Origin of the sequence: Rhizobium sp. CB3060 (assembly GCF_025200735.1) — a bacterium.
Taxonomy (GTDB): Bacteria; Pseudomonadota; Alphaproteobacteria; order Rhizobiales; family Rhizobiaceae; genus Rhizobium.
In genome coordinates this window covers 942129-965884 of the sequence record NZ_CP104159.1, presented here as the reverse complement: position 1 = coordinate 965884, position 23756 = coordinate 942129, and the positions used below count along the sequence as shown (strand labels likewise).

Sequence of the window (23756 nt, the reverse complement as noted above, 5' to 3'; positions counted from 1 at the left end):
CGGGTGAACGCACTAGATCACAAGCCGTCGCACGATCATAGAAGGCAATTTACCGTTTGCGATCGCAATGTTTCGCCAGAGCCGTTTCGGCCTGTAGGCCGGCAGAGTTCTGCCTCACCGGGGGTGCGCTGCGCCTGCAACCTGATTGGCTGTACGCACGATAGCGGAAAGATCGGCGTCCTCCCACGCATCTTTCGACAGCCCCTTGATGCGGAAGGTTTTGCTCTCGCCCGGCATCAGATTGACCAGCATATCGTCGACCTCGGCATTCGGGCTGATGCGGTCGGCAAACAGGCAGAGATCGCGCAGGAAGGATTGCGCCGTGACCGTGACGGCGACGCCGTCGGCGATCGGCTCGGCCTCAAGGTCGAAACGAGGCTGCGGATATTGCAGCTTCATATCTTTCTCGAAGAACCACCAGGCTTCGGCATCGCCGAGGCGGGCGCGCAGGAATTCGCGCTCAGGGTTGCCCGGCGTCGCCACATCCTTGGGGATGGAGATCTCGGCATTTTCGAAGCGGTCGCAAAGGATACGCCAGACGGAGTGGCGAGCGAGCAGCGTGCCGTTGAAATCGAAGCGCTCGATGGTGAAGGGCACGCGCCAGAACAGTGTCGCATCGTTAACGGCGATGGCGGCAAGACCGTCGCCGCGCGGCTGGATCGTCAGGAGATGCGGCGCATAGCTGTTGCGTAGGGCGTACCAGAGCGGCTTCTTCCGGCCTGCGCCATCGACCGCTGCCCAGGAGGTCACCGGCCAGCAATCGTTGAGCTGCCAGACGATCGTGCCCATGCAGATGGGGCGATGCGAACGCATATGGTCGACCCCGACGCTGATGGCGCGCGCCTGGTTCAGTTGCGTGACGAAAAGCCAGTCGTCGAAATTCTCCGGAGCGGGAAACCAGCCTTCCAATCCCTTGATCAGTTTGTCATTGCCGCCGGTTGCCTTCTGGTGATGCAGGACACCGGGGGAGGCGGGCGCTCGACTTTTCTCTCGCACGGATTCGGTAAGTGTGGCGTAGGTCGAGGGCGCCTGCCAGCCGAATTCGGAACAGAAACGCGGAATATAGTTGCGGTAGGTCTCGTATCCGACCTCGTTCCAGACGCCCCAGATGTGCTTGCAGCCATGCTCGTCGGCATTCGGCGCAATATCCATCGAGCCGGAATAGGGGCTTCCGGGCCAGTAGGGTCGGGTCGGATCGATCTCAGCGACCAGTTTCGGTAACAGGTCAAGATAATAGCCGGCGCCCCAGGGGCGATTGGCGAGCACATCCTGCCAGCCCCAGTCGAAATACCCCCAGATGTTTTCGTTGTTGCCATTCCAGAGCACCAGCGAGGGGTGTGGCATCAGCCGGGTGATCGCCTCACGCGCTTCCGCTTCGATCTCGCCATAGACCGGCTCCTCCTCCGGATAGGCGGCGCAGGCGAAGAGGAAATCCTGCCAGACCATGATGCCGGCGGCGTCGCACTCTTCATAGAAGATATCGGTCTCGTAAATGCCGCCGCCCCAGACGCGGAGGATGTTCATATTGGCATCGCGTGCCTGGGCGATCCGCTCGCGATAGCGTTCCCGCGTCACGCGCGGCAGGAAGCAATCCTCCGGAATCCAATTAGCGCCACGGGCGAAGACCGGCACGTCGTTGACGACGAGGGTAAAGGCAGAACCGATCTCATCGGGCGCGGTGTCGAGGCGCACGGAGCGAAAGGCAACGCGGCGCTGCCAGCGATCCAGCATCGCTCCGTCTGAGCCCAGAAGCTGGAGGTCGAGGTCGTAGAGCGGCTGGCCGCCGAGCCCATGCGGCCACCAGATTTCCGGATTGTCGACACGGCATTCCGCCAGAGCATGCGTCTCGCCCTGCGCAATTCGGACTTCGGTTCGTTTGCCGCCGATCGACATCACCAGAGCCGCGCTGTCCGTGCCTTCGTCCGCCCATTCGACCTCGATACGCAGGCGCGCCATACCGTCACCGCCCTGCAAGGTAATTTCCGGGCGGACAATGGCGAGACGCGCCTTCGACCAGCTCTCAATGGCGACTGGCTTCCATATGCCTGCTGTGACGACGCTCGGACCCCAGTCCCAGCCGAAATTGCAGGCCATCTTGCGGATGAGGTTACCGGGTCCGGGATAGTTGGCCGGGATATCGGCGGCCGAACCGAGCGCTCTGCGGACCGCTTCGCCATGGGCATAGGCGGAATCGAAATCGACGATCAACTCGTTCCGGCCCTCCTTGAGCTGCCCGCGAATGTCGAAACGATAGCTGCGATGCATATTGCAGGTTTCCCCGAGCAATATGCCGTTCAGTTCCACGCGTGCCGCCGTATCAAGCCCGAGGCAGGACAGATCGACCCGATCCGCCTCTTCGTCATCCCAGTCGAAAGCCATCCGGTAACGCCAGGCCGAGCGGCCGATCCAGTCCTGGGAGATCTCGTTGACATCCAGATATGGGTCGGTGATGAGCCGGGCCGACAGCAGATCAAGATGCACATTGCCAGGCACGGCAGCCGGAATCGTCGCCGGGAGCGACGGGGCGGTCGAAGGTGCGCCTACGCGAGAAAGGGTCCAGCCGGTGTCGAGTGGCAGTTTCTTCATGATTATCTGTCCGTCAGGAAATGGATTGTGTCAAATCTGTCGCGGTTCTTGGGGAGGCTGGATGAACTGCAACCCGGCGTGAAGATGACGGTTCATATGATAGGCATAGGCGATTCGGTCACGCTGTTGGAGCGCGACGATGATGTCGCAATGTTCGTTATAGGCACTTTCGACGGCGACCCGGGAGCGCTTGCCGGCTTCCATCAGCCGCTGCAACAGTGGCTGTAGAATGCCATAGACCTGTGACAGTGTGCGATTGTTGGCAAGGCTGACGAGTTCGGCATGGAACTTGAAGTCGAATTCCGCAGCCTCCGACAGTTCCGGCGCCAGCTTCATGGCGTCGTTGATTGCCTTCAGCCGCGCAATGCTGGTGTCGTCGATATTCTGGAACAGAAGATCGGAGAGATTGACCTCGATCAGCCGGCGAAAACCCTGAATGTCCAGGAAGCTTTCGGCCGATATGTCGATCGCGAAGGAGAACAATTCCATCAACGCCTGCTGGCGGCGGTCGGTGATGACGGCGCCGACCTTTTGCCTGCTTTCGACGATGCCATACGCCTTCAGGATGCGGATTGCTTCGCGCACGGTGTTGCGGCTGCTGTTGAACATAGCCGCCAGCTCGATCTCCGAGGGCAGGGCGTCGCCGAGCCCGAGATTGCGCTCGCGCATCAGCCGCCGGATCTCGTCGACCACCTGGTCCACCGCCGATCCCTTCCCCTCGATCTCCGCGGTTTCCATTGCCATGCATCCTCCAACTATCAAAAGGATATTGTTGGTCAATAATGGATGTCAAGCGCATGTGGCAGTGGACTTTCGCCGATGTAGCGATATGTTGACCAACAAATAAGGGAGGCATCGCATGGAGAGCTGTTGGCGCTGGTTCGGGCCGAAGGATCTCGTTCCACTCATTCACGCACGTCAAGCCGGCGCAACGGGCATTGTCACGGCACTGCACGATATCTCCCATGCCCGCACCTGGACACCGGAGGAGATCGGGGCTCGCAAGGCCCTGGTGGAAGCAGCCGGCATGCGCTGGAGCGTCTGCGAATCGATCCCGGTCCCAAGCGCCATCAAGCTCGGCGGTGCCGGCGCTGCCCAGGCGATCGACGTCTGGAAGGACACGCTGGTCAATCTCGCCCGATCCGGCATCAAGACGATCTGCTACAACTTCATGCCGGTGGTCGATTGGACGCGCACGAACCTGCGCTTCGAGATGCCGACGAGGGCGCTTGCCCTTCGTTTCGACATGGTGGAATTCGTTGCCTATGATGTCTTCGTTCTGCGCCGGAAAGGTGCCCAAGCAAACTATGCGCCGGAGCTTTTGCAGCGTGCCGAGGAGCGGCTGAAGGGGCTCTCGGAAGAGGCGGTTCGTCGACTGGAGAGCAATATCATCGCCGGTCTTCCAGGTGGGGAGGATAGCTACGGGCGTGAGGCGATCCGTACTGCCATCGAATCCTTTGACGGGCTGACGACGGAGGATCTGCAGACGAACCTCGACAATTTTCTGCACGAGGTTGTGCCGGTCGCCGCCGAAGTTGGAGCACGGCTCGCCATCCATCCCGACGATCCTCCGATTTCGCTCTTTGGCTTGCCGCGAGTGGTTTCGACGGCGGAAGATCTGCGTCGCATCATTGGCTGCGTCGATCATCCCGCCAACGGCCTCACACTTTGCGTCGGCTCCCTTGGTTCGCGCGCCGACAATGACGTGCTTGCCATCGCCCGCGAATTTGCGTCGCGCATCAATTTTGCCCATTTGCGCGATGTGGCGATCGAGCCGGATGGTTCCTTTGTCGAAGCCGCGCATCTGGAAGGGCGCAGTGACATGTATGCGATCCTGCGCGTACTTCTGGCAGAGGAGGCTCGCCGCCGCACCGATGGCCGAGCCGACCACATGATTCCGATGCGCCCCGACCACGGCCACCTGATCGGCGACGATGTCGATAAGCCGACCAATCCCGGCTATTCGCTGATCGGGCGACTTAAGGGCCTGGCCGAGCTGCACGGCGTCATCCACGCCATTGGCAAGATCGATGACTACTCACGCTATTGGAAAAGCTTTTAGAGATTCCTGCTCGGCAAGCCGATGCAGCCTTCATCGCTTTAATCTGACGGGAACAAAGACATTCCAATGTCCTTCCCAACTGCCGTCGATCGTCCTGCTGCAGGTCACCGCAACATTCGGCGCGGACAGGCCATATGTTTTGGGAACCCATTTCACCGTCAGCGGCACAGCGCATCTCGGCACCTGAATCTTCAGATTTGGGTCAAGCGCCTCCCAACGGGTGCCGTCAGCCATGTTTTCCCTGGCGATGAATTGCCTCGCCTCTTCCCTTATCTCGAAAAGACCGTGTTTTAGGTCGCTTGTCCTGTCGTCTTCTATGCCGCGATAGGCGAGGCTGGACGCCAAGCAAGTTGGAGCCACCCCGGCAAACAGCCCTAAGGACAGAAACAGTGTTTGCCATCGGGTCATGTGTCTCTCGCCGTTCATGGGATGCAAGGTTCTTTGCCACGAAATGATCATATCGAAAAACCTTCACCGCGCGTGTCGGAAAATCGGATCGAAGCTCGTCCTTGGGACAGCCCGTCCAATGGGCACTAGCAAAATCCGTTCCGAGGAGTCGATCATGACCGATGCAACAGAACAATCGCAGCAGCCCAAGGTGCCGGTGCTTGGCGGCCTGGTGGCCTATTTGACGGTGGATGGCGCCATGAAGGCCGCCGAATTCTACAAGCGCGCCTTCGGCGCCGAACAGGTCTTCATGTATCCGGCTGACGAGCAGGGCCGGACGATGCATATCCATCTCTATATCAACGGCAGTTCGTTGATGCTCTGCGACGCTTATCCCGAACATGGTCACGCGCTGCAAAAGCCGCAGGCCTTTACCCTGCAACTGCTTGTCTACGACATCGATGCCTGGTGGAAACGCGCCGTCGATGCCGGCGCCGAGGTCCTCATGCCAATCGAGGTGATGTTCTGGGGCGACCGCTGGGGCCAGCTTCGCGATCCCTTCGGCATCGTCTGGGCCATGAACGCGCCCGTCAAGAAATAAACTTTGCAGAAAGGACCGGGTTCGAAGAGTTCGAGCCCGGTCCCATTCGTCGAATGTCGTTGCAATGTTGAACCAGACGCGGCTTTCAGGATGAAGCCTTGTCTATTATTCAGAGAGCAGGGTCCGTGTCAGGGGATGCATGGGATCAGTCAGGCCATCCAATATCGTGAAATGATTGCGATCCGGCTCGATGACAGCGGCCGTTGCCGCTCCGAGGCCGGTCCAGATATTGGCAAGCAGGGCATTCTGGCGGATGAATTCGGCACGCTCCGCGCCGCCGACCCAACAGGTGAGGCGGACATTGTCTGCGGGCTCCAGCAGCGCCGGGCTTTCGGCCGCGGCTTCAGCGGCATCGATGCGCAGATATTCATTCATAGCCCTCTTCATGATCGGTCGCAGGTCATGCACTCCGGAGATGGAGACCACATGGCGGATGCGGGCCTGGATGGATGCCGGTAATGGTGATGTCGTTGTGACGATGCGAGTTGCGAGCTGGCCGCCGGCCGAATGTCCTGTCAGCATCAGAGGGCCGTCGACCATGTCGGCGGCTTTGCCGATCGCGGCCGCAACCTCCTTGGCGATGCCGGAAAGGTGGATCCCGGGACAAAGCGTATAGGAGGGAATGGCGACGGCGTAGCCATTGGCGATGGGGCCAGCAGCGAGATGCGACCAATAGCTCTTATCGAGTTCCAGCCAATAGCCGCCATGGATAAAGACCACCAATCCCCTCGGTGTCCCGGCAGGCAGAAAGAGGTCGAAGCGATTGCGCTCGCCAGACCCATAGGCGAGATCGAGTTTGGCGCGACCAGTCGTGGCCAGGCTATCGCGGAAGGTTTGCGCCGGCTCCACCCAGGCGGCCGGCCAGCGGTCGCCGCCGACCACATAGGCGTCGCTGGTGTAGGCACTTTCCCAGTCGGTAATCCTGAAATAGCTCATCACCATGTCCCCCCGCTTCGCGAGCGCCAATTCCCGTCAGGTCACAGTCGACCGCACGGCAAAACGCGCGTCCCTCCACGATTCGCTGCTCAGAATATCCTCCAGCACTTCCGCCGCCTGCCAGACGTCGCGGTAGCCAACATAAAGCGGCGTGAAGCCGAACCGCAGGGTTGCGGGCGCGCGGAAATCGCCGATTACGCCGCGTTCAATCAGGGCCTGCATCACTTCATAGCTGTTGCTGTGGGTGAAGGAGACCTGGCTGCCGCGTCTTTCGCTATCGCGCGTGGTTTCCAGGACAACGCCATATTGGCCGCATTTCGCCTCGACCAACTGTATGAAGAGGTCCGTCAGCGCAATGCTCTTCCTGCGAAGCGCGCCCATGTCGACCTCATCCCAGACGCCGAGCACGCCCTTCAGCGCTCGCAGCGACAGAATTGGCTGGGTGCCGCAGAGGAAACGCTTGATGCCTTCGCCACCGGCAAAACTCCGCTCGAAAGCAAAAGGCCGCGCATGTCCCCACCAGCCGCTGAGCGGCTGTGTGATGGCGTCGTGGTGTCGATGGGCTGCATAGATAAAGGCCGGCGAGCCGGGGCCGCCGTTCAGGTATTTATAGGTGCAGCCGACAGCGAAATCGGCGTTGGCGCCGTCAAGATCGACCGGCAATGCACCTGCGCTGTGGCAGAGATCCCAGATCACCAGCGCACCGGCCTCGTGGATCCGGCGCGTCAGCGCCGCCATATCGCGCAGCTCGGCGCTCTTGTAGTTGACGTGATTGATGAGCACGACCGCGACCTGATCGTCGATGAGGTCCTCGATATTGTCCGCATCCCGGCCTTCGAGGCGAAGGGTAACGCCTGGGCGCGTCGAGGCAACGCCTTCGGCCATATAGAGATCGGTCGGAAAGCTGTCGCCTTCCGCGACGATAACGCTGCGGCCTGGCCGCATGGCAAGTGCGGCATGCAGGGCTTTATAGATGTTGATCGAGGTCGAGTCCGTAACCACGGTCTGCCCCCGCGCCGCGCCGATCAGACGTCCGATGCGGTCGCCGAGCTCAAGCGGCAGGTGGAACCAGCCGGCGCTGTTCCAGCTACGGATGAGGCCGTTGCCCCACTCCTCCTTTGCCGCCTGCTGCAATTCGGCGAAAACATCATGCGAGGCGGCACCGAGCGAATTGCCGTCGAGATAGATGACGCCCTCAGGCAAGGCGAAGCGGCCGCGGAAGGACCGCAGCGAATCGGCCGCATCCATGGCCTCGACAGCGGCGAGATCGGGAAGGCTAGTCATAGTGTCGGGTCTCACTTTATTCGCGAATGGTTTCCCGGGCGGGCGCGCCGCCGCGGCTGCGCTTGATGCTTGGCAGGGCCAGCATCAGTAGGACGAACAGGCCGGTAGCGAGCTTCAGGTTCGGCGGCGGCATGCCGGCAGCGAGGCAGAGCGAGACGAGCTGGTAATAGATGATCGAGCCGACGAAGGGTGCCAATAGCTGCCGCAATACCGTCTGCTTGCCGGTGAAGGCCTCGCCGATCATTAGGGCCGCCAAGCCGTTGATCAGGATGCCGATGCCCATATTGACGTCGGCAAAGCCCTGCGATTGCACCATCAAGGCGCCGCTGGAGGCAGAAAAGGCGCTGGCGAGGCCGACGCCGCCGATCGTCGCGGCCCAGACATTGATGCCTTGCGCTTCGGCCATATCCGGATTGGAGCCGACAGCGCGCATGGCGGTGCCTTTCTCCGTCTTGAAATAGAGGTTCAGCGCGATGAGCACGATCAAGGCGATGAGGCCGGCAATGACGATCTTGCTTGCCGGAAAGCCTGGTTGGGTCAGGGGCACCCAATCGAATACGGTCGGCTGGCCGAAGACCGAGAGGTTCGACTTGCCCATGATGCCGAGATTGATGCTGTAGAGCATGGTCGACATCAGGATGCCGGCGAGCAGCGTGTGGATGCGGAAGCGCAGATGGATGAAGGCCGTGCAGCAACCCGCAGCAAGGCCGACGACAAAAGCCGCAATGATCGCCAGCGGCGGTGCGACGCCGGCGGCGAGCAGAATGCCACAGACGCAGCCGCCGAGCGGAAAGGCGCCTTCGCTAGTCAGATCCGGAAAGCTCAGCATGCGGAAGGGGATCATGATCCCCAGCACGACGAAGCTCAGGATGAAGCTCTGCGCCAGCGTGACCGGGATGAGCGAGACGAAGCTCGAAACCGTTGTCTGAATGAAATCCATGATATCAGCTCACCAGCAGCATGCGGTCGGACTTGACGGCGAAGTGGCCGATCAATTCGGGAACGGTGATCCGCTTCTTCGCTTCACCGATGATTTCGAGATGAACTTTGCCGGCGTCGAGCATGATAACGCTGTCGCCGAAGTCGACGGCGTGCTGCATATTGTGCGTCACCATCAGGGTCGTAAGCTTTAACGTTTCGACGGTTCGCACCGTTGCCTGCATGACAATGTCGGCCGTGCGCGGATCGAGGGCGGCGGTGTGTTCGTCGAGCAGCAGTACGTCGGGCGAACCGCCCACTGCCATGATGAGGGACAGCGACTGACGCTGGCCGCCGGAAAGCAGTTCCACCTTGGTATCCAGCCGGTTCTCAAGGCCGAGACCGAGAACGGCGAGGCGTTCCTTATAGGCGGCAAGACGTGTGGCATTCAGGCCAGGCCGAAATCCCCGGCTCTTCCCGCGCAGCTCCGCCAGAAGCATGTTCTCGCCGACGGTCATGCTGGCGGCGGTGCCCTTCATCGGGTCCTGGAAGACGCGGGCGAGCCGCGCCGCACGCTTGTGGACCGGCATGCTCGTGACGTCGTTGCCATTGATGAGAATCTGGCCGGAATCGAGGCTGAGGGCACCGGAAATCGCATTCAGCATGCTGCTCTTGCCGGCGCCGTTCGAGCCAATGACGACGCCGAATTCGCCGGTCTTGAGGGAGAGCGTCAGGCCGTTGAGCGCGATCTTTTCGTCGGGCTGGCCTCTGTAGAAAACCTTGCGCGCGGATTTGATGTCCAGCATCCGTGCCTCCCCTGTACTGTAGGGTTATGAAATGGCGGCGCTTTCAGCGCCGCCATGGATCAGATGGATCCTACGAAGATGCCGCCTATTACTTCGTGAAGCAATTGCAATCGGCAAGCGAGGTCGGAACGTCGGCGCCAAAGGCCTTCAAAACGGTCTTGTTGATCAACGGAGCATGGTCCTCATAGGCAGGACGGGACGGCGCGATAGTCTTGGGATCGCCACCCTTGAGGATCTTTGCAGCGATCCTGCCGGCATTTTCACCGACCTGCTCGTAGTTGACGGCGAAGCTTGCCGGCACGACACCGCTGCGAACAGCGGCGTCGTCGGAATTGACGATCGGGATCTGTGCCTGGCGGGCGGCTGCAGCAACGGCGGTGATTGCCGGCTGCAAGAGGTTGGAGGCGGGCGTGTAAATCACGTCTGCCTTGCCGGCGAGCGAGGCGATGCGCTGCTGGATGTCGTTGACATTGTCGACGCCCACCGGGACCAGTTCGAAGCCTGCGGCCGGAGCGGCTGCCTTAACCTTTTCGATCAGGGCAGCGTCGTTAGCCTCGCCCGGATTGTAAGGCACGCCGATGCGCTTGGCGTTCGGAAGCAGCTTCTTGGTGAAGGTCAAGATGGCGGCGATGTCCTGCAGGTCGCTTGCGCCGGTAATGCCCTCATCGCCGGCATCCCAGGAAGGAACCAGCTTGGCGGCGACCGGATCGGTCACGGCCGAGAATACGATCGGGATACCGGAGCCGGCGAGCGCCTTCTTGGCGATCTGCGAGACAGGCGTCGTGATGGTGTACATCAGCTTCGGATGATCCGACTGCAACTTGGCGATCATCTGCGGCACCAGCGAAGCGTCGAAGCTAGTGTTGCTCTCGGTATAGACGACATCCTTGCCTTCGACAAAGCCGTTCTCGGCCAGCGCCTTTTTGAAGCCGGCGATCGAAGCGTTGAGCTGCGGATGTTCGCCGAAATTGGCGATCGCGATCTTGATCGGCTCGGCGGCTGCCGACGCAACGCTCGCCATGACCGCGCCGGCGACGACCAGCCCCGACAACCATCTGGATGTGGACTTCCTCATGATTTCCTCCCGGATTTTATAAGAGAGCCTCGCTCTCTCAACTTTGTTGTTGAGATCATACCGGTTGCGGTGCTGCTGTCAATTTACGATATATGATATGCACCATAAGCACCTTTGATATATAATTTTACTGAAAACCAAATTTATATATAATTTGCGGCTTCAGGTATCGGGATCGACGCTATGCAGGACAAGGAACCTCTGACGAAGACGGAAGCGGCCTATTGGCTCCTGCGCCGGGATATTCTCAACACGAAGCTGCGGCCCGGCGCATCGTTGAAGCTCAGCACTTTGCGGGATACCTATGGCGTCGGCTGGACTCCGCTGCGCGAAGCCTTGTCCCGGCTGGAAGCCGAAAAGCTGGTGACGGCCATCAGCAATCGCGGTTTTGCTGTCGCGCCGGTTTCCCGCACGGAGCTGGAAGATCTGATGCGCGCGCGGATGGTTGTCGAGCTGCCGTTGCTGCTGGAATCGATCGAGAAGGGTGGTCCGGCCTGGGAATCCGCTGTGGTCACGGCCCACTACCGCCTCTCTCGCTGCAAGATCGTACCCGACGCCGCTTCTGAGGAAATGGCGGATGAATGGGATGAAAAGCATACAGCATTTCATGCCGCTCTCTTAAGCGCTGCGACATCGAGCTGGCTCCTGCGCTTTCAAAGCACGATTTCCGACCAGCTCCGCCGTCATCATCGTTTTCTCGGTCTGGCGCCGACGCAGCGCGCCGCCGCTGGTCTGCAGAGCGGTTATGAAAAGGCGGTCGCCGCCCTGCGGGAGGCAATGGCGATCGAGCGGCATACGGAGTTGATGGAAGCGGCCCTCGATCGCGATATCGAGCGCGCTCGAGCGCTAATGACCGAGCATATCGGCTATACGCTGCAGGTCTATATCAAGTCCGAAGATGAGGATGACGAGCGCGCGCCATCAAAGTTGCGCAGGAATGTCTAATCGTAACAAAGCCGTGTCCTCCTCTGTTTGGGGATGACAAGACGGTGCATGCTCCTATTCTTTAGGCGATCATTCTCTTCATTCCGGTTCCGGCATCATCCGATTTTGAAAATATCCTTGGGAGGACATCATGACGCGTACAGTGGTCATAGGAGCAACCGGCCATGTCGGCACTTATCTCGTGCCGCGGCTGGTGGAGGCCGGGCATGAGGTGGTGGCGGTGAGCCGGGGCCAGGCAAAACCCTATTCGCCGAACCGGGCGTGGGATGCCGTTGAGCAATTGACGATGGATCGCGCCGCGATGGAAAAGGACGGCAGTTTCGGGCCGGCGATCCGCGCTCTGAAACCCGATATCGTCATCGATATGATCTGCTTCACGTTGGACAGTGCGAAGCATTTGACCGAGGCTCTCTCGGGTCATGTCAGCCATTTTCTGCATACGGGCACGATCTGGACGCACGGTTTTTCCACCGTCGTGCCGACGCTCGAGGAAACGCCGAAGCGACCGTTCGGCGAATACGGAACGCAGAAGGCCGCGATTGAGAGCTATTTGCTAACGAAGGCGCGGATCGAGAGTTTCCCGGCGACGCTGATCCATCCGGGCCATATTGTCGGCCCCGGCTGGGCGCCGCTCAATCCGGCTGGCCATTTCAACCTCGCGGCATTTTCGACCTTAGCGCGGGGTGAAACGCTCGTGCTGCCGAATTTCGGTCTGGAAACGGTCCATCATGTCCATGCCGACGATGTCGCTCAAATGTTCATGGGCGCAATTGCCAATTGGCGCGCTTCGACCGGCGAGAGTTTCCATGCCGTGTCGAGCGGCGCACTGACGCTTCGGGGCTATGCCGAGGCGATGTCGCGCTGGTTCGGCCACGAGCCGAAACTGGAATTTCTTCCCTACGAAAAATGGGCGGAAGGCCAGACGCCGGAGGATACCGAGGCGACGTGGGAGCATATCGCCCGCAGCCCGAATTGCTCGATCGCAAAGGCTGAGCGGCTTCTCGGCTACGCGCCGCGCTATACCTCGCTGCAGGCCGTGCAGGAATCCGTGGCTTGGCTGATGGAGAAGAGACGGATCGGGTGACGGCATCCCGTTATCGCTGTAGCCAAGCCTCTATTCCTTTCGCTGCCGCGCGTCCGGTGGCGAAACAGGCGGAGAGAAGATAGCCGCCGGTCGGCGCTTCCCAATCGATCATTTCTCCGGCGACGAACACGCCGGGGAGGGCCCTCAGCATATATCCGTCGTCGATAGCGCTCCAGCGGATGCCGCCGGCCGATGAGATGGCCTCGGTGATAGGCCGCGGCCTCAGGAGCGGGATCGGCAGGGCCTTGATCAGGTGTGACAGTCGTTCCGGATCTGCCAAATTGGCTGATGGAACGAGTTCTCGCAGCAGTGCCGTCTTGACGCCTTCGATTCCCGCCCCTTTGCGAAGGCGATTGGAAAGGCTGGCTTTGGCGTCCTGCCGCGTCAGATCGCGGGATAGTCGCTGCGCTGTCCTGCCGGGCGTAAGATCGACCATGAGCGCGGCTTTACCGTCGTTTGCGAGCCGGTCACGCAGGCTGGCGGCATGGGCGTAGACGAGGCTGCCTTCGATACCGTGTCGGGAAATGACGAACTCGCCGGGAAAAGTGCCGGCGGCCGATGTTGCGGTCACGGCTTTCAGCGGCTCTCCGGCGAAGCGCTCGCCAAAAATGGCGCTCCAGGCGACATCGAAGCCGCAATTGGCGGGCTGGAAGTCGGCGATGTCGATGCCTTTATTCCGAAGCCAGGCGATCCAGGCGGCGTCCGAGCCGAGCCGGGGATAACTCGCGCCACCAAGCGCGAGCAGGGCTGCGTCGCATTGAACGATCGTTCGTCCCTCTGGCGTCTCAAAGGCAAAGCCGCCTTCTGCAAAGCCGGACCAGCGATGCCTTGTCAAAACCTTGACGCCTTGTGTCTCCAGCCTGCCGAGCCAAGCGCGCAGCAGCGGCGAGGCCTTCATGACCGTTGGAAAGACGCGGCCCGAAGAGCCGGTGAATGTCTCCGTGCCAAGTCCTGCCGCCCAGCTCCTGATATTATCAGGCGTAAAAGCGTCGAGGGCCGAACGTAACCGGTCGGAGCTTTGGCCGAAGCGATTGGCGAAGCGGATATAATCTTCCGAATGGGTGATGTTGAGGCCGGATTTCCCCGCCAGCAGGAATTTGCGGGCGACGGTCGGCATGCTATCGTAAACGGTGATCCGATGACCGGATATCGACAGCACTTCGGCCGCCATCAGCCCCGCCGGCCCGCCACCGATGATCGCGATCTGCTTTCCTGTCATGAAGCCGCCCGGTGTTGAATTGTTTTTGTTCTCTTGGGCCGAGCCGGCGTTGAAAGCAAGGCGTCTCGCCTAAGTCATTGCTTGGCAATCTGTACTCTCGGTCATGCCATCGTGAAGGACTACCTTTCGACGGCGTGGGCGACGAGAATTGGCCGGATTGGTACGTCGAATACATCGTCCGGGAACAAGCCGGCGAGGAGCTGCCGTTATAGGTGCGAGCCCTTGCAAAGCTGTCGGATCGCACGTTCCGCTCGCCATCGTCCAAGAAGGCATAATCGATGACCAGCGCGATGCTTCGAGCTTGCGCGCTGCCCTCAGGTTGCCAACGGTGCAATTTTTATATAACCATATAGTTACTATCGCTTCCGATTTTCCTGGGGCTGTCAACTTGTGTCATGATCGAGTAATTGTCGGCGGCTAGGGGGCCGCGTGGCCTTGCCAAACGCAATCGGGAGCCGCGATGACCGAAGCCAAAATCACGAAGGGCCGATCGAAGAGCCCGGAGGCTGAAACTGTGGTCGGGTCCACCGATCAGGCGGTATCGACCTCACCCGCCGAGCGGCCGCGCCTCAGGGATGCGGAGCGCACGAGCAAGGCGATCCTGGCTGCGGCGACCAAGGAATTTGCCGAGCGCGGCTATGGCGGCGCCCGTGTCGATGCCATAGCCGAGCGCGCCAAGATCAACAAGCGCATGCTCTATCACTATTTCGGGGGCAAGGATGCCCTTTATGTCGCTGTGCTGGAAGGCAGTTACGTTGCCATCCGTTCGGCGGAGGCAAGGCTCGATCTGTCGCACCGCAGCCCTACGGAGGGCATGCGGGAGCTTGTTGTTTTCACATGGAAATATTTTCTCGATCACCCGGAATTTCTTGGCATTCTCAACACGGAAAACCTGCATAAGGCCCGCTTTCTGAAGAGGTCGGCGCGGATTTTCGAGCTGCATTCTCCCTTGGTCGCGGAGATTTCCGGTCTGCTGGATCGCGGCGCTGCGGCCGGCGATTTCCGTCCGGGCTGCGATCCCGTCAAGATCTACATGAGCATCGCGGCCCTCGGTTCCTTCTTCCTAACGAACCGCTGGACGCTGTCGACGATCTTCCGGCGGAACCTTTCCGACAAGTCGGAGATCGATGCCTGGGGCGAGCATATCGTCGACGTCATCTTCGCCTACCTGCGTCCTTAAGCTTTTAAAACGCCTCTTAATCCCGCCGAATCCGCGCAATTGCCGCCGCGGCCGTCGATGATGGCCGTTGACAGCGCCGCTTTGCCGTGTCACTCATGTAACTATATAGTTATTTACGGGAGGAGTGGGATATGGTGACGAAGCCGATCGGCATCATCATGCATGGCATCACCGGCCGCATGGGCTACAATCAGCATCTCGTGCGGTCGATCCTGGCGATCCGCGAGCAGGGCGGCGTGCTGCTTGCCAACGGCGACAGGTTGATGCCGGACCCGATCCTCGTCGGTCGCAATGCCGAAAAGATCGCGGAAGTCGCGCGCAAGCACGGCCTCGCGAAGACGACCACCGATCTCGACGGCGCTCTCGCCGATCCCCACAACACGATTTTCTTCGACGCCGGCTCGACGCAGATGCGCGTCTCGCTGCTGGAGAAAGCCATCGCAGCCGGCAAGCATGTCTATTGCGAGAAGCCGATTTCCGAGACGCTGGACGAAGCTCTTTCGGTCGCAAGCTCGGCGGAGCGTCGCGGCGTCAAGAATGGCGTCGTGCAGGACAAGCTTTATCTGCCGGGCCTTCGCAAGATCGCCATGCTGCGCGACAGCGGTTTCTTCGGCAAGATTCTCTCCGTGCGCGGCGAGTTCGGCTACTGGGTTTTCGAAGGCGATTGGGGCGTGAAAGCGCAGCGTCCCTCCTGGAATTACCGCAAGGCCGAGGGCGGCGGCATGATCCTCGATATGCTGCCGCACTGGCGCTATGTGCTCGACAATCTCTTCGGTGAAGTCAAAGCCGTGAGCTGCTACGGCGCGACGCATATTCCTAGCCGCGTCGATGAAAACGGCAGGACCTATGTCGCCGATGCCGACGATGCTGCCTATGCCACGTTCGAGCTCGACGGCGGCGTTGTCGCGCAGATCAATTCCTCCTGGGCCGTGCGTGTCCGCCGCGACGATCTCGTCACCTTCCAGGTGGACGGAACGCATGGGTCGGCGGTCTGCGGGCTGATGCGCTGCTGGACGCAGCATCGCGTTAACACGCCGAAGCCGGTCTGGAACCCGGACCAGCCGCAGCCGATCAATTTCTTCGAGACCTGGGACGAGGTGCCGGACACGCAGACCTTCGACAATGGTTTCAAGGCGCAGTGGGAGGATTTCCTGTGCCATGTCGTCGACAATACGCCATGGAAATTCACCTTGCGTGAGGGCGCCAAGGGCGTTCAACTCGCCGAACTCGCTCAAAAGAGCTGGGCAGAGCGCCGCTGGGTCGACGTTCCCTCGCTTTCCGCTCGCTAGGAGACAAGACCATGACGAAGACCCTTCGTTTGCCCGGCACCGACGGCAAGCTTGCCGAATTCACCGTCGCCAACACACCGCTTAGCCCACCGGAGCGCCCGGCAGGCGGCCATCGCTTCAATCGCGTCGCCTATGCCGCGGCTCATGTCGTCGTCGATCCCCTGGCCGACAATGATCCATGGCTTGACCGCAACATTGATTGGGAGCGGACGATCGCTTTCCGTGAATATCTCTGGGATCTCGGCTTTGGCGTCGCGGAAGCCATGGATACGGCGCAGCGCGGCATGGGTCTTGATTGGGCCGGTGCCAAGGAGCTGATCACGCACGCGCAGTCAGCCGCCCGCAATCGCTCGGACTCACTGATCGCCTACGGCGCCGGCACCGATCATCTGGCGCCCGGTCCCGATGTCACTATTGACGACGTAATCCGTGCCTATGAGGAGCAAGTCGCCTTCGTCGAGGGGCAGGGCGGGCGCATCATTTTGATGGCAAGCCGCGCGCTTGCGGACGCCGCCAAAGGTCCGGACGACTATATCCGCGTCTACAACCGCATCCTCGGGCAGGTCCAACAGCCGGTGATCATTCACTGGCTCGGCTCGATGTTCGATCCGGCGCTGGCCGGCTATTGGGGTTCGTCCGACGATATGCGGGCAATGGAGACGGCGGTCGCGATCATCAACGACAACGCCGCCAAGGTTGATGGCGTCAAAATCTCGCTGCTGTCGGCGGAAAAAGAGATCGTCATGCGCCGCCGCCTTGATCCGGCGGTCAAGATGTATACCGGTGACGATTTCAACTATGCCGAATTGATCGCGGGTGACAACCAGGGCTATTCGCATGCGCTACTCGGCATCTTCGACGCGATCGCGCCTGCGGCAAGCGCCGCTCTCGCGAAGCTGGCCGAGAACGATCTCGAAGCTTTCCATGAGATGATGGCGCCGACCGTCCCTCTGTCGCGCCATATTTTCAAGGCGCCGACGCGCTTCTACAAGACCGGTGTGGTCTTCCTCGCCTATCTCAACGGCTTCCAGGATCACTTCCAGATGCTCGGCGGTCAACAGAGCACGCGTTCGATTGTGCACTTGTCGGAGCTCTTCCGTTTGGCCGATACGGCCCGCGTTCTCAGAGACCCCGATCTCGCCGTGCAGCGGATGAAGACGATCCTTGCGACGGTCGGCGTCGCCTAAAGCAATTCCAGGAAAAGTGCGTGGCGGTTTTCCGTCCGGAATTGCGTGAAAACAAAGAGATAGAGTAGTTCGGCGATTCCGTGAAGCGCTGAACTGCTCTAATCGGGAAACGGGATCTGGGAGGATCATCAGAATGGCTGTATCCGGCCTTTCCATCAATCTTGCGACCGTGCGCCAACAATATGATATGCGTCAGGCGGTCGAGGCCTGCCTGAAGCAAAAGATCGTCGCGATTGCGCCCTGGCGCGATCAGGTGCATGCGATCGGCTTGGCGGAAGCAGCGAGGATCGTTGCCGATAATAGGTTGAAGGTCACCGGATTATGCCGTGGCGGCATGTTCCCAGCCGCAGATGCTGAGGGCCTGAGGGCCGCGATCGATGACAACAGACGGGCAATCGACGAAGCGGCGGCGCTGAATGCCGATTGCCTCGTGCTCGTTGTCGGCGGTCTGCCGAAGGGTTCGAAGGATATCGCTCACGCTCGCGAAATGGTGGCGGATGGCATCGCGGCGATCCTGCCGCATGCGCGCAGCGCCGGCATCCCGCTCGCGATCGAGCCGCTGCATCCGATGTATGCCGCCGACCGTGCCTGCGTAAATACGCTCGAACAGGCGCTCGATATCTGCGATCTGCTGGGCGAGGGTGTCGGCGTCGCGGTCGATGTCTATCATGTCTGGTGGGACCCGAAGCTTTACAAGCAGATCGCTCGTGCCGGCGCCAAGGGCCAGATCCTGGCGCATCATATCTGCGATTGGCTGGTACCGACCAAGGATCTGCTGCTCGATCGCGGCATGATGGGCGACGGCGTCATCGACCTGAAGCGTATTCGCGCCGCTGTTGAGAAGGCCGGCTTTTTCGGTCCGCAGGAGGTGGAAATCTTTTCGGAGGCGAATTGGTGGAAAAGGCCGGGTGAAGAGGTCCTGTCTACCTGCATCGAGCGCTTCCGCACTGTTTGTTGAACGGTCTTGAGCCCGGTCAGGCATAAAAATGCCGGGCCACAAATGGCCCGGCGAAGTTTGAAGACTTAAACCAAAGCGGCTTATTCGACTGGGACGATCTTGCCCGCATCCCACTTGTAGAGTGAGAAGCTCTGCGAGGTGAGGTCGCCGGTTTCGCCATAGGTGACCTTGCCAATGGCGGTCTGGATCGGTTCGCCGCTCTTCAGTGCGGTGGTGACGGCTTGGGCGTCGTCGGCGCTGCCGGCCTTCTCAATGCCGGCCTTCAGGACTTGCACAGCAGCGTAGGCGTTCAGCGTGAAGGCTTCCGCCGGGATGTTGCGCTCCTTCAGCGCCGCGGCGGCGGTCTGGGAATCCGGGTTCTTCAGCGCGTCGGAGGCATTGGTGAAGATCGTGCCTGCAGCGGCTTCATTGCCGATTGCCCAATATTCGGTATTCGACAGCCCGTCGCCGCCGATGAGCTGCGCCTTAACGGAGATGTCGTGCAATTGGCGGGCGAGAAGGCCGCCTTCCGGATGATAGCCGCCGAAATAGACGAGATCGACGCCGGCAGCCTTGAGCTTCGCCGTCAGCGCGCTGTAATCCTTTTCGCCAGGGGTCAGGGAATCGTTGAGCACTTCGGTTACGCCACCGGCGTTGAGCGTTGCCTTGAAGGCGTCCGCCAGACCTTTGCCATAGGCGGCCTTGTCGTTGAGGATGGCGATCTTCTTGTCCTTGAAGTTCTTCAGCACATATTTCGCGGCGACATCGGCCTGCTGGTCGTCACGGCCGCAGGTGCGCAGGATGTTGGGGAGGCCGCGCTTGGTGAGATCCGGCGCGGTCGCGGTCGGCGTCACCATCAGGATACCGTTTTCAGCGAGTGCATCCGATACCGGAATGGCAACGCCCGAGGTTACCGGACCGACGACGAAACGAATACTCTGACCCACGAAATCGTTAGCAACGGAGACGCCCTGCTTCGGATCGCCGGCATCGTCTCCCAGCTTCAGCACGACTTTCTGGCCGAGGATACCGCCGGCCTTGTTGATCTCGTCAACGGCGGTCTGCGCGCCGTTCTTGACCTGGTCGCCGTAAGCGGCCACAGGGCCGGTTAGTGGCGCGATGAGGCCGATCACGATATCCGCATGCGCAAGCGGCGCGAAGGCCAGCGAGGCGACGAACGTCGCAGCCGTCAATGTCTTCAGACTCATTTTTTCTCTCCTTGGATGGGCGCGGCAGCGCCCTTTGAACCCGCCGCAATGGCCTGTCGTCGCGCGCGAACTGCCGTAAGGCGCCTTGAAAAGGGAGACAGAAGTGACATCGAAGCTGATGATCGCTTTCGGACATTTTTGACCTCAAAAGCGCTCATAAGGGTAGTTTCTGTAGGAATATTACCGCGATTCCGCAAGAAAATAACCGTCGTGGAGACAATTTTGACGATTTCCCGGAAATTTCTATCGAGGTACCGAGAGTGGAGTTTGGGGGGCGTGAGGTCGTTTTGCACCTCGAATGCCCTGCCGAAGATTCGAAGGGCGTTTATTCTGCCAAAGCCTGATGCCAGGCCTGCCTGTAGGCTCGCAGACCCGGCAGATCGGCCCGAACGGGGTGGTTTTCCGGCGCGGCCGCAGGTTTGATGCCGGTCAGCAGCGCCGCACCTTGGCTGGTGCCGGTCGAGCCGGGCAGGGCGACGACGTTAGATCCCGTCAGCGAAGAAAGGGCTGCAAGATAAGTCCGATTAAGCGCGAAAGGTCCCTCGACGAAAATCGGGCCTTTGGCGCCGATCAGATCCAGGCAGGCTTCGGTCATCAATGCTAGATAGAGGCTGGCGGCGCCTAGACGTTCCTCGGAGCTCGCTTGCGCTTGCCCGATCCAGTGCATCTTTTTGCCAGGGAAGGGGCCGGCACCCTCGACCACGTTCGGTAGCAGCATGATGCCTTTTTCGATAACGGTCGCGAGCATCTCCTCCGTCGTTTCCTGTGATACGGGTCCGATTTCACCTGCCAGGATCTCGAACTCCCGCCCGCCCATGAAACGCGAGGAAGGCACGGCGCGGCCGTATGCATCAACATTGGCAAGCGCATCGCGCGCCGGATCGAGATGATCGAGATCCCCGCCGACGGCGAAATTGATCACCCATGTTCCGGTCGACACGACGGCGAAGGGCGCTTCGTTCTCCACGAGATGTGGCAGCAGCGAGGCGTTGGAATCATGGATGCCGCAATAGACCGGAACCGGAGCACTGAGGCCGATCTCTGCCGCGATCGCCGGCAATAGAGGTCCGAGCGCATCGAAGGCGGAACGGATCGGGGCCATGAGAGAACGAATGTCGAGCGTGTCGACCAGCGAGGAATAAGCGCCGGTGGTCGGATTCCAGAGATCGGTGTGACAGCCGAGCGAGGTGACCTCGTTGGCGGCAACGCCGGTCAGCCGCAGGGCCCAATATTGCGGATAGGTCAGGATCGTGCTGACGCGCGCGAAGTCGTTGGGAAATATGCTCTTCTGATAATGGATTTGCGCGCCGACATTCAGCCCGCCGGAAAGCCTCGGTGAAAAGGTCTCGCTGAAGGGCGGGCGCAGGCGGTCATAGGCTTCCTGCACGGCTTCAGGATAGCGATGCTCGTAATCGAGCACCGGCAGAGCAAGGCTGCCGTCTTCAGCAAGTAGAACGGCGGAGGCGCCGTGGGTGGTAATCGATATGGCGTCGAAGCCGGGTGTGGCAGCAAAGTTCTTCAGCGCACCAATAACGAAATCCCACAAGCCCTCGATGTCATAATGCGGGTAGGGGTCGGTCTTCAGCGTGGTATTGGACGTCCGAACGCCGGCGATCTCAGCGCCGGTCTGCGCGTCGAGCACCACGACCTTGGCATTGGTCTTGCCGATATCGAGGACGGCAATGCGGCGATAGGTCGATGGAGCGGTCATGGCAGATGGAAAACCGTCACAAGATCGCTCTGCACTGGCGAATTGTCGGGATTGGTCGCCATGATATCGGCCATGTGCGCCCACCATTTCTTCATGACCGGATGGTCGGGAAGGCTGGCCATCGTGTGATCCCTCGGCCGCGTCAGAACGCCGAACAGCGTGTTCGTTTCGGGGTCGAGATGGATGGAATAGTCGCTCACGCCGGCCTGGTGCAGCAGCTCCACCAGTTCCGGCCAGATCTCGTCATGACGTTTCCGGTATTCGGCCTCCATGCCGGGATTGAGCGTCATCTTGAAGGCGTGGCGTTCGAGGGAAGCGGTCATTTCGAGCTCATGGCTTTGATGCGCCGTGCGACGATCGGCAGCGCGATGGTGATGATCAGGAGGAGGCCGATGAAGATCGACATGACGATACCAGGCACGTTGAGAAGGCCGAGGCCGAATGTCACCAGGCCCATGACGAAGGCGGCGATGACGACGCCGCCAATCGTGCCGGAGCCGCCAAGGATCGATACGCCGCCGAGCACCACCATGGTCACCACTTCCAGCTCCCAGCCGAGCGCGATCGACGGGCGAGTGGAGCCGAGACGCGAGGTCAGGCAGACGGCTGCGATGCCGCTCATGATGCCGGTCAGGAGGAACAGGATGAATTTGATCCGCTCGACCGGAATGCCGGAGAAACGAGCTGCAAAATCATTGTTGCCGATCGTATAGACCTGACGGCCGAAATTCGTCGCATGTAGCAGGATGGCGAAGGCGATCGCCAGCACGATGAAGAGAACGAATTCGAAGGAGAAGACCCAGAAAACATAACCCTGGCCGAAATAGGCGAAGGAATCGGGATAATTGCCATAGGCCTGGTCGCCAAGGACGATATAGGAAATGCCACGAAACAGGCTCATCGTGCCGATGGTCACGACGATCGACGGCAGTTTCAGCACAGAGACGAGGAAGCCGTTGAAAAGGCCGCAGACGAGCCCCACGCCCAGCCCGATCGCGACCAGCCCAACCGTATCGACGCCCACTTGTGCCGCAGCGCCCATGGCGGTCGACGCAAGCGCGATGATGGCGGCGACGGACAGATCGATTTCGCCGGCAATGACGAGCAGCGCCATGGCAAAGGCGATCATTGCCTTTTCAGTGAAATTGAAGGTCGCATCCGAGAGATTGTAAGGGTCGAGGAAATAGGGCGAAGCCAATGAATTAAAAATGAAAATGGCAATCGCGACGCCGAGAAGCAGGACTTCCCAGCTCGCCATTATGCGCTTAAAGGGCGTGCCCAGACGATCGGGAATGCTGCGCTTTTCCGGCGCGGTTTCGGATACGGTGCTCATGCGGTGACCTCCTTACCCGAGGTTTCCTTCGCTGCCTGATCCCTGAGGATGATGCGGCCCCGATTGCGCTCGCGCCGGGCGTTGAAGACGACTGCCAGGATGATGACGGTGCCGGAGATGGCCATCTGCGTGAACGGCGAAATGCCGATGACGGGCAGAGCATTCTTGATGACGCCGAGAAACAGCGCGCCGAGCACGGCGCCGGCGACCGAGCCGACACCGCCGGCGATCGAGATGCCGCCGATGACGCAGGCTGCGACGCTGTCGAGTTCGAAACCGTTGGCGATGTCGACATAGGCGACCGCATAGCGCGACACCCAGAGGTAGCTGCTGAGGCCGGCCAACGCGCCCGAAAGCACGAAGGCGAGGAAGCGCGTCCAGCCGACATCGATGCCGGCATAAACCGCCGCAACCGGATTGCCGCCACTGGCATAGGTGGAGCGGCCGAAGCGCGTGTAGCGCAGCAGGAGATACATCGTCAGCACGATGGCGATGCCAACCCAGGAGAGCACGGGCAGGCCGAGGACCAGCGTGCGCGGCACGTTGAGGAAGATAGGCGTGAACTGATGCGCATTGACCCACGCGCCGCCGGACAGCACGAAAGCCATGCCACGATAGATGGTAAGCGTGCCGAGGGTGACGACGATCGGTGGGATTTCCAGAGCCCAGACGAGATAACCGTTGATGGCGCCGAGCACTGCGCCCATAACGACAGCCGTGACCACGAGCACGATCAGCGGCAGATCGGGATAGGCAGCATTCAGCATGGCGATCGCCATGCCGGTGAAAGCGAGATTGGCGGCGACGGAAAGATCGATCGATTTCGTCAGAATGACCGTCATCTGCGCCAGCGCCAGGATGATCAAGATCGACGTATCATTGAAGATGTTGGCAAGATTGGCGGGCTCGGCAAAGCCGGCCGCACGCGTTGCGAAACCGGCGATCATCACGATAATGATGAGGAAGAGCAGCGTTTCGCGTTTTTTGAGTATGCGTAGCATCCGGCCC

At 60.5% G+C, this 23756-nt stretch carries 22 protein-coding genes; 8 read left to right on the top strand and 14 right to left on the bottom strand.

The features are described 5' to 3' along the window. Nucleotides 1-114 precede the first annotated feature (114 nt). On the bottom strand, nucleotides 115-2586 hold the full coding sequence (locus tag N2601_RS23805) for a glycoside hydrolase family 2 protein (protein WP_260305114.1): 2472 nt from the start codon (nucleotides 2584-2586) through the stop codon (nucleotides 115-117). Between the two features lie 30 nt (nucleotides 2587-2616). After that, nucleotides 2617-3330, bottom strand: a complete 714-nt coding sequence (locus tag N2601_RS23800; protein WP_260305113.1) for a FadR/GntR family transcriptional regulator — start codon at nucleotides 3328-3330, stop codon at nucleotides 2617-2619. 115 nt (nucleotides 3331-3445) lie between these two features. Here N2601_RS23800 and uxuA point away from each other — a divergent pair, with 115 nt between their 5' ends. Then, nucleotides 3446-4648, top strand: coding sequence for a mannonate dehydratase (gene uxuA / locus N2601_RS23795; RefSeq protein WP_260305112.1), 1203 nt, complete (start codon nucleotides 3446-3448; stop codon nucleotides 4646-4648). Between the two features lie 30 nt (nucleotides 4649-4678). On the opposite strand, the gene N2601_RS23790 is transcribed toward uxuA, so the two are convergent. After that, nucleotides 4679-5107 carry a hypothetical protein gene (locus N2601_RS23790; protein ID WP_260305111.1) on the bottom strand — a complete coding sequence of 143 codons (429 nt, stop codon included), beginning with the start codon at nucleotides 5105-5107 and terminating at the stop codon, nucleotides 4679-4681. Nucleotides 5108-5210: 103 nt separating this feature from the next. Here N2601_RS23790 and N2601_RS23785 point away from each other — a divergent pair, with 103 nt between their 5' ends. Continuing rightward, entirely contained in the window at nucleotides 5211-5636 is a 426-nt protein-coding gene (locus tag N2601_RS23785; protein ID WP_104826788.1) for a VOC family protein, read from the top strand. A 105-nt stretch (nucleotides 5637-5741) separates the two neighbouring features. Here the strand turns inward: N2601_RS23785 and N2601_RS23780 are convergent, their stop codons facing one another. The 5 genes from N2601_RS23780 to N2601_RS23760 form a co-directional block, all read right to left on the bottom strand. Beyond that, a complete protein-coding gene (locus N2601_RS23780) occupies nucleotides 5742-6572 on the bottom strand; it encodes an alpha/beta hydrolase (protein WP_260305110.1) in 831 nt (276 codons plus the stop codon). Nucleotides 6573-6608: 36 nt separating this feature from the next. Next, a complete protein-coding gene (gene kynU / locus N2601_RS23775) occupies nucleotides 6609-7856 on the bottom strand; it encodes a kynureninase (RefSeq protein ID WP_260305108.1) in 1248 nt (415 codons plus the stop codon). Between the two features lie 16 nt (nucleotides 7857-7872). After that, the gene (locus tag N2601_RS23770; protein ID WP_260305107.1) at nucleotides 7873-8796 is read right to left on the bottom strand and encodes an ABC transporter permease; all 924 of its coding nucleotides are present in this window, start codon (nucleotides 8794-8796) and stop codon (nucleotides 7873-7875) included. 4 nt (nucleotides 8797-8800) lie between these two features. Beyond that, nucleotides 8801-9580 carry an ABC transporter ATP-binding protein gene (locus N2601_RS23765; protein WP_260305106.1) on the bottom strand — a complete coding sequence of 260 codons (780 nt, stop codon included), beginning with the start codon at nucleotides 9578-9580 and terminating at the stop codon, nucleotides 8801-8803. An 88-nt stretch (nucleotides 9581-9668) separates the two neighbouring features. Continuing rightward, on the bottom strand, nucleotides 9669-10655 hold the full coding sequence (locus tag N2601_RS23760; RefSeq protein WP_260305105.1) for an ABC transporter substrate-binding protein: 987 nt from the start codon (nucleotides 10653-10655) through the stop codon (nucleotides 9669-9671). 183 nt (nucleotides 10656-10838) lie between these two features. Here N2601_RS23760 and N2601_RS23755 point away from each other — a divergent pair, with 183 nt between their 5' ends. Both N2601_RS23755 and N2601_RS23750 read left to right on the top strand, forming a co-directional pair. Next, a complete protein-coding gene (locus N2601_RS23755; protein WP_260305104.1) occupies nucleotides 10839-11600 on the top strand; it encodes a GntR family transcriptional regulator in 762 nt (253 codons plus the stop codon). A 130-nt stretch (nucleotides 11601-11730) separates the two neighbouring features. After that, nucleotides 11731-12684 carry an NAD-dependent epimerase/dehydratase family protein gene (locus N2601_RS23750; RefSeq protein WP_260305103.1) on the top strand — a complete coding sequence of 318 codons (954 nt, stop codon included), beginning with the start codon at nucleotides 11731-11733 and terminating at the stop codon, nucleotides 12682-12684. 10 nt (nucleotides 12685-12694) lie between these two features. On the opposite strand, the gene N2601_RS23745 is transcribed toward N2601_RS23750, so the two are convergent. Beyond that, complete coding sequence (locus tag N2601_RS23745; RefSeq protein WP_260305102.1) at nucleotides 12695-13903, bottom strand: TIGR03862 family flavoprotein; 1209 nt, start codon at nucleotides 13901-13903, stop codon at nucleotides 12695-12697. A gap of 460 nt (nucleotides 13904-14363) precedes the next feature. On the opposite strand from N2601_RS23745, the gene N2601_RS23740 reads away from it, so the two are divergent. From N2601_RS23740 to N2601_RS23725, 4 genes are all read left to right on the top strand, one after another. Further along, complete coding sequence (locus N2601_RS23740) at nucleotides 14364-15083, top strand: TetR/AcrR family transcriptional regulator (RefSeq protein WP_260305101.1); 720 nt, start codon at nucleotides 14364-14366, stop codon at nucleotides 15081-15083. A gap of 131 nt (nucleotides 15084-15214) precedes the next feature. After that, nucleotides 15215-16372 carry a Gfo/Idh/MocA family protein gene (locus N2601_RS23735; protein ID WP_260305100.1) on the top strand — a complete coding sequence of 386 codons (1158 nt, stop codon included), beginning with the start codon at nucleotides 15215-15217 and terminating at the stop codon, nucleotides 16370-16372. An 11-nt stretch (nucleotides 16373-16383) separates the two neighbouring features. Further along, a complete protein-coding gene (locus N2601_RS23730) occupies nucleotides 16384-17559 on the top strand; it encodes a dihydrodipicolinate synthase family protein (protein ID WP_260305099.1) in 1176 nt (391 codons plus the stop codon). A gap of 133 nt (nucleotides 17560-17692) precedes the next feature. Next, entirely contained in the window at nucleotides 17693-18517 is an 825-nt protein-coding gene (locus N2601_RS23725; protein WP_260305098.1) for a sugar phosphate isomerase/epimerase family protein, read from the top strand. Nucleotides 18518-18597: 80 nt separating this feature from the next. Here the strand turns inward: N2601_RS23725 and N2601_RS23720 are convergent, their stop codons facing one another. From N2601_RS23720 to N2601_RS23700, 5 genes are all read right to left on the bottom strand, one after another. Next, entirely contained in the window at nucleotides 18598-19704 is a 1107-nt protein-coding gene (locus N2601_RS23720; protein WP_260305097.1) for a branched-chain amino acid ABC transporter substrate-binding protein, read from the bottom strand. Between the two features lie 325 nt (nucleotides 19705-20029). Beyond that, nucleotides 20030-21415, bottom strand: a complete 1386-nt coding sequence (locus N2601_RS23715; protein ID WP_260305096.1) for an FGGY-family carbohydrate kinase — start codon at nucleotides 21413-21415, stop codon at nucleotides 20030-20032. Beyond that, nucleotides 21412-21738, bottom strand: coding sequence for an L-rhamnose mutarotase (gene rhaM, locus N2601_RS23710; RefSeq protein ID WP_260305095.1), 327 nt, complete (start codon nucleotides 21736-21738; stop codon nucleotides 21412-21414). Before rhaM ends, N2601_RS23715 begins: the two co-directional genes overlap by 4 nt. Next, nucleotides 21735-22748 (bottom strand): ABC transporter permease, encoded by a 1014-nt coding sequence (locus N2601_RS23705; protein WP_260305094.1) that lies wholly within the window; start codon nucleotides 22746-22748, stop codon nucleotides 21735-21737. Before N2601_RS23705 ends, rhaM begins: the two co-directional genes overlap by 4 nt. After that, nucleotides 22745-23749, bottom strand: coding sequence for an ABC transporter permease (locus N2601_RS23700; RefSeq protein WP_260305093.1), 1005 nt, complete (start codon nucleotides 23747-23749; stop codon nucleotides 22745-22747). The genes N2601_RS23705 and N2601_RS23700 overlap by 4 nt, the downstream gene beginning before the upstream one ends. Nucleotides 23750-23756: the final 7 nt, after the last annotated feature.